Annotated in this window: 8 protein-coding genes; 1 reads left to right on the top strand and 7 read right to left on the bottom strand. The window is 71.3% G+C overall.

Annotated elements, in window-relative coordinates; all coding sequences use genetic code 11:
• Nucleotides 1-5 precede the first annotated feature (5 nt).
• The 3 genes from HD601_RS28305 to HD601_RS28315 are packed head-to-tail and all read right to left on the bottom strand — an operon-like array spanning nt 6 to nt 3,642.
• Nucleotides 6-1,667: an extracellular solute-binding protein gene (locus HD601_RS28305; protein ID WP_184827624.1), complete on the bottom strand. Its 1,662-nt coding sequence runs from the start codon at nt 1,665-1,667 to the stop codon at nt 6-8.
• A gap of 56 nt (nt 1,668-1,723) precedes the next feature.
• On the bottom strand, nt 1,724-2,656 hold the full coding sequence (locus HD601_RS28310) for a carbohydrate ABC transporter permease (protein WP_221441393.1): 933 nt from the start codon (nt 2,654-2,656) through the stop codon (nt 1,724-1,726).
• The gene (locus HD601_RS28315) at nt 2,656-3,642 is read right to left on the bottom strand and encodes an ABC transporter permease (RefSeq protein ID WP_184827625.1); all 987 of its coding nucleotides are present in this window, start codon (nt 3,640-3,642) and stop codon (nt 2,656-2,658) included. Before HD601_RS28315 ends, HD601_RS28310 begins: the two co-directional genes overlap by 1 nt.
• Nucleotides 3,643-3,918: 276 nt before the next feature.
• Between HD601_RS28315 and HD601_RS28320 the strand changes: the two genes are divergently transcribed.
• Nucleotides 3,919-5,025, top strand: coding sequence for a substrate-binding domain-containing protein (locus HD601_RS28320; RefSeq protein WP_184827627.1), 1,107 nt, complete (start codon nt 3,919-3,921; stop codon nt 5,023-5,025).
• Here the strand turns inward: HD601_RS28320 and HD601_RS28325 are convergent.
• From HD601_RS28325 to HD601_RS28340, 4 genes are read right to left on the bottom strand one after another with little or no spacing between them, the layout of a single operon-like run.
• Nucleotides 5,012-6,523 carry a hypothetical protein gene (locus HD601_RS28325; RefSeq protein ID WP_184827629.1) on the bottom strand — a complete coding sequence of 504 codons (1,512 nt, stop codon included), beginning with the start codon at nt 6,521-6,523 and terminating at the stop codon, nt 5,012-5,014. The genes HD601_RS28320 and HD601_RS28325 overlap by 14 nt on opposite strands.
• A gap of 13 nt (nt 6,524-6,536) precedes the next feature.
• On the bottom strand, nt 6,537-7,967 hold the full coding sequence (locus HD601_RS28330; RefSeq protein ID WP_184827631.1) for a hypothetical protein: 1,431 nt from the start codon (nt 7,965-7,967) through the stop codon (nt 6,537-6,539).
• 41 nt (nt 7,968-8,008) lie between these two features.
• Complete coding sequence (locus tag HD601_RS28335) at nt 8,009-9,403, bottom strand: hypothetical protein (protein WP_184827633.1); 1,395 nt, start codon at nt 9,401-9,403, stop codon at nt 8,009-8,011.
• Nucleotides 9,400-10,281 (bottom strand): NAD-dependent epimerase/dehydratase family protein, encoded by an 882-nt coding sequence (locus HD601_RS28340; protein WP_184827635.1) that lies wholly within the window; start codon nt 10,279-10,281, stop codon nt 9,400-9,402. The genes HD601_RS28335 and HD601_RS28340 overlap by 4 nt, the downstream gene beginning before the upstream one ends.
• Nucleotides 10,282-10,366 lie beyond the last annotated feature (85 nt).

Genomic DNA, 10,366 nt, shown 5'->3' on the forward strand with positions numbered 1-10,366 from the left:
GGGGGTCAGGCGTTCTCGGCGCGTTCGAGGGACTCCTCGAACTCGCGCCGGACGGTGTCGCCGCCGGCATCGCGCCACTCGTCGCGCCAGGTCTCGAGGTCGGACAGCGGGCGGCGCCCGGTGAGGATGCCGACGCGGTAGTCGATGTTGATCTGGTCGAGCAGGGCGAGCGTGCGGAGCTCGGTCTCGGAGTACAGGCCGTACGTGGCGCTCGGCTCGGAGTACGGGGCCGCTGCTTTCAGCGCGTCCTGGGCCATCGTGGCGTCCGACTCCGCGCCCGGGTAGTACAGCAGGACCTCCTTGGACTGCACGAGGTAGTGCGAGTTGAGCTCGACCGCGATGTTGGGGTCGTCGCTGGGCACAGGCGCGTTCTCGGCGCCGAACGTGAAGTGCCGGCCCTCGATGCCGTAGTTCATGAAGACGTACTCCTCGCTGCCGAACCCGGCGGCGAAGTAGTCGATGACGCCGAGCAGCTCCTCGAGCCGGGCCTGGTCCTTGCCGGCCTCGGCGGGGATGGCCGCGACGCCGAACCAGCCGGCGTGCTGGTACATCAGCGGGTCGCCGCCGTCGTGGCCGGGCGGGACCAGGGGCCGCAGGTCGCCGCCCGGGTCGCCCGCGGCGACCGCACCGCGCAGGCCGGTGGTGCCGAACGACGGGATGAAGCTGGCGATGTTGAAACCGGTCTGCCCGGAGGTGAGGAAGTCGCGGGCCCGCTGGGCCGCGTCGCCCGGCGCGTTGGCCTCCGGGTGGAAGACGCCGTCCTGGTAGAGCGTGACGAGGTACTCCATGGCCGCTTCGAACTCGTCGGTCTCGATGTAGTACGTCAGGGTGCCGTCGCCGTTGTTGCGCCAGCGGTTGGGCACCCGGAACATCTGGTTGACGAAGTCGGCCTCGGTGCCCGCCACCCGGGCCAGCGCGAACGTCTCGCCGGGCCGGATCCGGGTGAACTCGGTCAGCAGCTCACGGAACTCCGCGGCGTCGGCCGGCGGCTCGGAGAAGCCGGCCTGCTCGGCCCAGTCGTGCCGGTAGAGCCCGATGCACGCCGTGAGCAGCGGCAGCGCCCGCGGGACGCCGTAGATCGTGTTCTCCACCGCGCAGTTGCGCCAGGCGTACGTGGGCAGCTGGGCGAGGTTCGGGTACTTCTCGATCCCGTCGCCGCCCAGCACGTCGGTCAGGTCGGTGAACGCGCCCTGCGTCACCGAGCGCCAGACCCCGGCGGCGCCGGTGTCGACCTGGCCGTTCGGGATCCAGGTGATGTCGGGCAGGTCGCCGCTGGCCAGCATGGTGGAGAGCTTCTCGCCGTAGCCCGACGTCGGCACGAACGTCGGCTCGAGCTCGACGTTCAGCCGCCGGTTGAGCTCGACCGCCCACGGGTTGTCCTGCTGCGCGGGCGGCGGCGTGGTGAAGAGCGTGTGCACGCTGGTGACCGTGCCGCCGCTGCCCGGCGGGCTGCTCACCGACGCGAACGGCTGGGGGTAGGTGGAGTAGGCCGGCAGCACGGCGGGATCGGTGCTGAGGCTGGCGCCCGGGAACTCGCGCGGCTGGAGGTAGGTCGGGAGCTCCAGCGCGTCGCGCTCGGCGCGCGGGTTCGATCCGCCGCCGCAGCTGCCCAGGGCGGCCGTGGCCGCGAGGCCCAGCCCGAGGCCGAGGAACCGGCGTCGTGGCATGGAGGTGGGGTAGGACATGGTCGAGGCCTCTCTTCTCGTGCGCGTCAGTGACGTCGTCAGCCCTTGATGGCACCGGTGAGCACGCCGGTGGTGAAGAACCGCTGCAGGAACGGGTAGACCACGAGGATCGGGATGGTGGCCAGGACGACCACCGCCATCTGCAGGTTCTTCGCGACGAGCTGGATCTGCTCGTTGACGGCCTGGTCGCCGAAGGGCGACCCGCCGAGCACGTACTGCCGGAGGACCAGTTGGACCGGCCACTTCTCGGTGTCGTTGAGGTAGATCATCGCGTGGAAGAAGTCGTTCCAGTACGCCACGCCGTAGAAGAGCGCGATCACCGCGACCGCCGCCTTCGACAGCGGCATGACGATGCGCCAGAGGATCTGCCACTCGCTGGCGCCGTCGACTCGGGCGGAGTCCAGCAGCTCCTGCGGGAGGTTCATGAAGAAGTTGCGGATGACCACGAGGTTGAACGCGCTGACCGCGACGGGGATGATCAGCGCCGCGTACGTGTCCAGCAGGCCGAGCGACTTCACCAGCAGGTAGTTGGGGATGATCCCGGCGCTGAACAGCATGGTGAACAGCACCAGGTAGAGGATGATCCGGGCGCCGGGCACGTCGCGGGTACGGGTGAGCCCGTAGGCCAGCGTGACCGTGAGCACCACGCTCAGCAGCGTCCCGACGGCCGTGACGCCGACGCTGACGAGCAGCGCCCGAGCCACCAGCCCGTTGGACAGGATGATCCGGTACGCCTCGAGCGTCGGGTCGATCGGGAACAGCAGCACGTCGCCGGCGCGGACGGCGTCGGGCGAGGACAGGCTGACGGAGATGACGTAGACGAACGGGTAGATCATGATGACCGCGACCACCACGAGCACGATCGCCTTGATGACGCTCGTCGGGACGGTCGGCCGTTCCATCCACACCGGACGGGTCTCGGCCGGACGGGTCTCGGCCGGACGGGTCTCGGCCGATCGAGTCTCGGTCATCAGAGGATCCCCTCTCCGCCCATGCGCTTGGCGAACCTGTTGGCGGCGACGACGAGCAGCGTGCCCACGACGCCCTTGACCAGGCCGGCCGCCGTGGCCAAGCCCCAGTCGCCGGCCACGACGCCGCGGTAGTACGTGAAGGTGTCCAGCACCAGCGCGGCGTCCGAGCCGACCATGGTCTGCTGCAGCAGGAGCTGCTCGAACCCGACGGTGAGCACGGTGCCCAGCCGGAGGATGAGCAGCAGCACGATGACCGTGCTCATGCCCGGCAGGGTGACGTGCCACATGCGCCGCCAGGGCCCGGCGCCGTCCACCGCCGCCGACTCGTACAGCTGCGTGGAGATCATGGTGATGGCGGCGAAGAAGATGATGGTCCCCCAGCCGATCTCCTTCCAGATCACCTGCGACGTGACCAGCATCGGGAACGTGTCCGGGTTGGACATCAGGTCGATCGGACCGGCGCCGAAGCGCTGCAGCACCTCGCTGACCACGCCGCCCCCGCCCAGCACCTCCTGCCAGATCGACACGACGATGACCCAGCCGATGAAGTGCGGCAGGTACACGACCGACTGGATGATCCGCTTGACCCGGGTCGAGATCAGGCTGTTGAGCAGCAGCGCCAGCGCGATGGGCGCGGGGAACGCGACCACGATCTGCAGCAGGCTCAGCACCAGCGTGTTCTTCAGCGCGGTGCCCAGCTCGGGGTCGGTGAACATCGCCGCGAAGTTCGCCAGCCCCACCCACGGACTGCCGCCGAACCCGAGGAAGGGCGAGTAGTCCTGGAACGCGATGACGTTGCCGAGCAGCGGCACGTACTTCAGGACGACGAAGAACAGCAGGCCCGGCGCGATGAACAGGTACATCCACCGTTCCCGCCAGAGGCGCCGGCGCAGGCTCGCCCTGGGGCGCGCGGGCTCGCCGCGTCGACCGGAGCCGCGCCCGGGCGGCGCGTCGCGGTCGGTTCTTCGGGTGGCGGTCAGCGCCATGGGGCGTCCTTCCGAGGCCGCCTGTTCCTTGAACAGACTCAAGTGGATGAGCGTGTTTCATGAACGTTGCGTGGAAGTCTACCGACTGTTTCGCTCGCGTCAAGAGCGCGCGAAAGATCGCCTATGACCTCGTCGAACATGCGTCAGAGCGCGCCCGTCGCGGCGCGATGCGTCACCATCGACAAGGCCTGTCCACGATGACGCGGCGAGTTGATGTTCATGAACGTTTGTGCCACGATGGCGGCGTTCTCCACCGAGCGACACCAGGAGGCGCCAGTGCCGGAGAACGTGACCATCCGCGACGTCGCCCGACGGGCCGGTGTCTCGAACGGCACCGTCTCGCGGGTGCTGAACCACCACGCCAACGTGGCCCCGGACCTCCGCGAGCGCGTGCTGGAGGCGGCCGAGGCGCTCGGCTACCGGGCGACGCGGCCCCCTCGGGGCAACGGCCGGTCCCCCGCCACCCAGGCCCAGGCCCGGCCCGGGAGGACAGCGAGCGCGAGCACCCGGCTGGGGTTCCTGCTGACGCTGCCGCACCTGCCCGATCGCCTGGAGCCGATGTCGCCGTTCTGGGCCAGCATCCTGCACGGCGCCGAGGCCGAGGCGACGCGCCACGGCGCCCAGGTGACCTACCTGTCGCTCCCCCACGGCCCGGCCGCCTACCGCCGTCACCTCGGCGCCGTCGGCCTGGACGGGGTGCTGCTCGTCGGCGTCGCGTCGGCGGACCTGGTGACGGCCGCGCAGGACGCGGGTCACGCGGCCGTCCTGGTCGACAACCAGCTGGCCGGCGTGCCCGTCGACGCGGTGATCTTCGACTACGTCGCCGCCGGACGCGAGGCCACCGACCAGCTCGTCCGGGCCGGGCACCGTGCCATCGGGTTCGTCGGCGGCCCACTGCGCCCGGACTCGCCGGTCCGGTGCGCCATCCCGACCATCGAGCTGCAGGCCATCGGGTACCGGACCGCGCTCGCCTACGCCGGCCTGCCGTTCGACCCCGGCACCTGCGAGAGCTGCGATCTCACCCCCGAGGGCGGCTACGCGGCCGGGCTGCGTCTGCTCGCCCGGCGGCCGGACCTCACCGCGGTGTTCTGCGCCGGCGACCGGGTGGCCACCGGCGTCATGCGGGCGGCCCGCGAGGCCGGCCGGACGATCCCGGCCGGCCTCTCCGTCACGGCGGTCGACGACGAGCACGAGGGCCAGACGGTGCCCCCGCTCACCACCGTCCGCTTGGACAAGGAGCACCTGGGTGCCGCGGCCGTGCGCCGCCTGGTCGACCGGCTGGCCGCACCGTCGTCCACTGCGACGACGGTGATGCTGCCGGTCGACCTGGTGGCGCGCGGATCGGTTCATCGCCGGCACCCGGGGGACGTCACGACAGCGTGATCGCGACGAGCGACCGCGGCGGGACCTGCACCCGCAGGGCGCTCTGCCCGCTCAGCACGACGTCGGCCGGCGTGGACTGGCCGGTGTCACCCGAGTAGATCTGCTGGTCGACGACCCGGGTCGGCGGCCGGGACAGTCCGCGGACCACCGGGCGCAGTGTGACGTCCCGGTCGGTGAGGTTGGAGACCACCACGACCACCTCGGAGCCGACCCGGAACGCCGCCGTGATGACGTCGCGGTCGCTGGTGCTGCCGCGGACCACCGACGTGGCGTGCCCCATGCGCTCCTGCATGGTCCGGAACGCGTGGTACGACGGCCGCACCTGCCCGTCGCGGCGGACGATGCCCCAGTTCACCGGCTGCCACGACTGGTCGGTCAGCTCCCACTGGAGCACCGAGGAGGCACCGTCGGCGAACAGCTTCAGGCCCTCGGTCACCAGCCAGAGCGCGTACTCGGGGTGGTTGAGCCCGCAGACGCCGTTGCGCCGGCCGGCTCCCGCGGAGCCGTCGTCGCAGTCGTACGGCGCGCTGTTGAACATCGCCCGGTCGCGGTTGGTGTACTCGGTGACGTTGATGCGCAGATCGATGCCGAGCCGGTCGAGCGCCGCCTGGAACTCGTCGCTCATACCGACCGGGGTCTCGATGCACAGCCGCTCGTCGCACCGGTCGGTGTAGGACGTGTCGTAGTCGTGCACCGAGAGCGCGGCCAGGTCGTCGATCGCCCCGGTCTCCACCAGGGCGTCGAGGTACGGGACGGCGTTGCGCTGCGACCCGGTGCCGGGGCCCTGGATGCCGACGTCGGTGAGTCCGTGCGCGTCCAGGGCGTCACGCGTGAGCGTCACCTGCCGGGCGTACTGCTCGGGGGTGAACAGCGTGTTCCAGTACCCGTCCGGCTCGTTGCCGATCTCGACGAGGTCGGCCGGCAGCCCGATCTCGCGCGCGAACAGCACCTCCGCCGTCACGTAGTTGGCGTACTCGTCGAGGTGGTCGTCCTCGGCGAAGACGCACCGGGTCGCGTTCTCCGGGCAGTCCGTGGTCCGGACCGTGATCCAGGGCGCCGGCATCGTCCACACGACCATCTGCTGACCGATGCCGAGCTCGTTCATCACGCCGGTGAGCCGGTCCGCGTTGGCCGGCACCGTCGGCGCCATGAACTCGCGGAACAGCCCGAGGATCGCCTCGACGGAGTGACCGGCGGCGTCGAGCCGGTCCGCCGGCACCACCGGCCGCCCGCTGGCCACCCGCACCCAGCGCATCTCCAGCTCGTCGAGCACGCGGTCGCGGCCGTCGGCGTTCTCGTTGTTCATCCAGACGTTGGACCCGAGGCCGTCGAAGGCATGGGCGTCGTCGAAGTCGTACGTGGTGGCGACCGTGGCCGCCGGCGGGAGCGCCTCGGCCGGCTCGTCGTCGGCCAGAGCCGGCGGGGCGAGCAGCACGGCCGGGAGGGCGACCGCCAGCAGCGCCAGCGGCCGGCGGGCGGATCTGCGCCGTTGCGTCATATCGCGTGCCTCTCTAGGTGGATGGGCCGAACCGGACGGCCACCAGGGACTGCCCGGGGACGGTGATCGTGTGGGTGGCGGGGTCGGTGACGCTCTCCTCCGCCGTGTTCCCGGTGCTGACGCGGTAGACCAGCTGCCGCTCGATGGCCGATGTGTCCTGGCTCAGGCCGGCGAACGACGGCGTCAGCGTGACGGCGGACGTCGTCAGGTTGGACACCACCACGACCACGTCGGATCCGACGTCGAACGCGGCGGTCACGGTCTGCTGACTGCTGGGGCTCCCGGTGACGGCGGTCATGTCGCCGCTGAGCTGGAGCAGGAACGGCTTGAACGCGCGGTAGGCCGGCCGGAAGCCGCCGCTGACGTTGATCAGTCCCCAGTTCGTCGTGCCCCAGGGGCCGTCCTGCAGCTCCCACTGGATCGCGGCGGTGGCGCCGTCGGCGGCCAGTTTCAGGCCCTCGGTGGCCAGCCACAGCCCGTACACCGGCGTGTTGAGGGCGCACACGCCGTTGACGCGGCCAGCCCCCGCGCCGTCGGAGCAGTCGTACGGCGCCGCGTTCCACTTCGTGCGGTCGCGGTTGGTGTACTCGGTGACGTGGATCGGCAGCGTGAGGCCGAGCTCGTCCCAGGCGGCCTGGAACTCGTCGCTCAGCCCGATGGGCGGCTCGAGGCACGGGCGCTCGTCGCAGTCGTCGGTGTAAGAGGTGTCGTAGTCGTGCACCGAGATGGCGTCGAGGCTGCCGACGGCCCTCTCGGCCACCAGGGCCTCCAGGTACGCGACGGCGTTGCGCTGCGTGCCGGTGCCCGGTCCCTCGATGCCGACGGACTGCAGGCCGTGCGCGTCGAGCGCGGCCCGCGTCTGCTCCACCAGGTCCGCGTAGTCCTCCGGCTCCCAGTACGTGTTCCAGTTGCCGTCGGGCTCGTTGGTCAGCTCGACGTACGTGGCGTTCATGCCGTACTGGCGGGCGTAGAGCACCTCGGCCACGATGAGGTTGACGTAGTCGGCGAGGTGCGCGGTGTTCGCCTCCCAGCAGGTGGCGCAGCCGTTCTGCAGCGTCATCCACGGCTTCGGCATGCTCCAGACGATCTGGTGCAGCGTCGTGCCGCTGATGTCCTGGACCAGCCCGTCGATCGCCGACGCGGGCAGCTGGTGGTAGGTCTCGAACAGGTCCAGCAGCTCGGCGACGGTGTGGCCGGTGCCGCTCAGCTCGCTGTCCGGGATGGGCGGACGGGGTCCGGCGGCACGCACATGGCGGTACCTGAGCTCGTCGATGGCCTGTTCGCGCTGGACGGTGTTCTGGTTGCTGATCCAGACGTGCGCGCCGTAGCCGTCGAAGTCGTGCGCCTGGGAGAAGTCGTAGACGGTCGTGGCGTCGTCGGTGGCGTGGCTCTGCCCGCCCAGGGGGACGAGCAGCAACGCCGCCAGTAGGGCATGCAGCCGCATCGATCTCACCTCCTCGTGAGTCGGCCGGGGGTGTGCTCGGGTCAGCTCCTTCCGTCGATGCCGGTCAGAACCGTCAGTCCGGCTGAGGGGAGCTCGACGGTCACCGGGCCGGACGGCGCGGTCCTCGTCGCCGCCGGGACCGGGAAGCCGTCGGCGCCGGCCGGGCGGTCGTCGGCGAAGTACCGGTACTCGGCCAGCGGCGACGTCGTGCCGAGGCCGTCGACGGTCAGCTCGACCCGTCGCGGCTCGTCGGCGGTGTTCACGACGGCCACCGAGAGCCGCTCGCCCGTCGGGTCGGTCGCGGCGGCCACGCGCAGGCCGGGCGCCCCGGTGGCCGGGACGGCGACGCTGCGGGCACCGTGCGGGAACGCCGTGCTCAGCGCTGCCCAGGCGTAGCCCCACGGCCGCAGGTCGCGGTCGGACAGCGGGTAGCCGTGGCGGCCGCCGACGATGTTCCAGCACCCCCAGCCCTTCAGGTCCAGGGCGCCGTACCCGCCGCCGACGAACATCGCGTCGTCCAGGTTCCAGGCGATGACGCCGGCCAGGCCCGCACGCAGCGCCTGGACGACGTAGTCGGCCATCCGGACGCCGTAGCGGAACGTCGTGCGGGCGGGCTGACTGTCGTCCGGGCCGGGCCGGGCGATGCCGGCCTCGCCGATGAAGAACCGCTTGGCCGCGGAGTCGTGGTCGCTGATGTACGCGCGCAGCTCCGCCATCTGAGCCTCGAACGCGCCGCCGTCGAGGTCGCACGCGGTGGCGTACCGGTGGATCTCGTACTCGCCGATCACGGAGGACAGCGAGTCGACGGTCGTGGCGACCCAGTGGTCGGCGCCGGTGGTGTCGGGGCCGACGATCGAGATCCGGCCGGACAGGCCGCGCCGGTCCAGCTCGGCGGCGAGCGTCGACACGGCCCGCTCCCAGGTCGGCCGGTCGCCGCAGTGCGACCAGTCGCCGTTCGGCTCGTTGATCAACGTGTAGTACCGGACGTTGCCGTAGCCGCGCACGTCCAGGAGCTGGTGGAGGAAGTCGCCGACGAGCCGCGCCCAGCGCGGGTCCGTGGCGGTGATGCCGTAATGGTGCAGCGGGTCGCCCGGCGGGCGGTCGCCCACCGCGGACGGGTCGTCCCACTCCCCCGTCACCACGTCGATGTCGTGCGCCCGGGCGAAGTCGAGCAGCCGGTAGAGCCGGGTCAGCTGCGGGCTGGACCAGTCGTACACCGGCTCGCCGCGCTCGTCGAACCCCTTCGCGTACCACCAGGCGCGCAGCATGACGCGGAGCAGCCCGGGCCGCAGCCGCTCGAGCCGCGTCAGCATGGTGTGCCAGTCGTCGTCGCCGAGGTCGAACCACTCGTAGGGCCCGGCCTGCATGCCGAGGCCCAGCAGGCGCGGCTCCAGCGTCGCGCCGGCGTCGACGGTGACGCGGCAGGTGACCGTCATCGGCGTTCCGCGCGCCAGCTGTACGTCGGCTCGAAGCCCAGGAGCCGGGCGGCCTTGCGCGTCGACCAGGCGGCGGCGGTGCCGTCGATCTCCTCGCGGACGCGCGTCGCGGGGTGGAACCGGCGCAGCAGCTCGGCCGTCGGCAGGTCGGAGATGGTGTCGGCCGCGGTGACGTTGAAGACCTCGAAGCCGAACGGGTCGGCCTCCAGCGCGAGGGCGGCGGCGAGGGCGACGTCGCGCGGGTGGACGTAGCTCCACAGGTCGCGCACGGCGCCCTCGTGGTCCGGGTCGGCCGCCACCTCGGCGATGCGCGACCAGCGGACGTCGTCGCCAGGGGCCCACGGGAACCGCAGGGCCGCCACCGTCATGCCGTGCCGCCGCGTGAACATCGCGCCGACCTGCTCGAGCACCAGCTTCGACAGCCCGTACGGGTCGGCCGGCAGCGGCGGGTGGTCCTCGTCGATGGGCACGTAGCGCGGCGAGAACCGGGTCGGCGACCACGCCATGCCCAGCGCCGACGCACTCGAGGCCAGCACGGCGCGGTCGCCGCCGGCGTCGGCCAAAGCCTGGAGGACGACGAACGCGCCGGCGGCGTTGCTGGTGAAGACCTCCTCCGGCGTGGCGACCATCGGCTCGACGTAGCCGGCGAGGTGCACGATGCCCGTGCAGCCGGCGACCGCACGGCCCACCTCGTCGATGGACGTCACGTCGGCCCGGACCGTCTTCGCCACCCCGTCGAGGGCCTCGACCTCGGGGGCCAGGTCGAGGGCGACGACGTCGTGGCCGCGTCCGGACAGCTCGGAGACGACCGCCCGCCCGATCGTCCCGGCCGCACCCGTGACGAGGATCTTCATCAGCACGCCCTTCTCGATGTTCATGAACGTCAGGATGATTGTTCACAAGCGGTCGGCGGACGTCAAGAGGCGTGGCCACTATTGACGGCACTGACTATTTCATGAACAC

It is taken from the genome of Jiangella mangrovi (genome assembly GCF_014204975.1).
GTDB classification, from domain to species: Bacteria; Actinomycetota; Actinomycetes; order Jiangellales; family Jiangellaceae; genus Jiangella; species Jiangella mangrovi.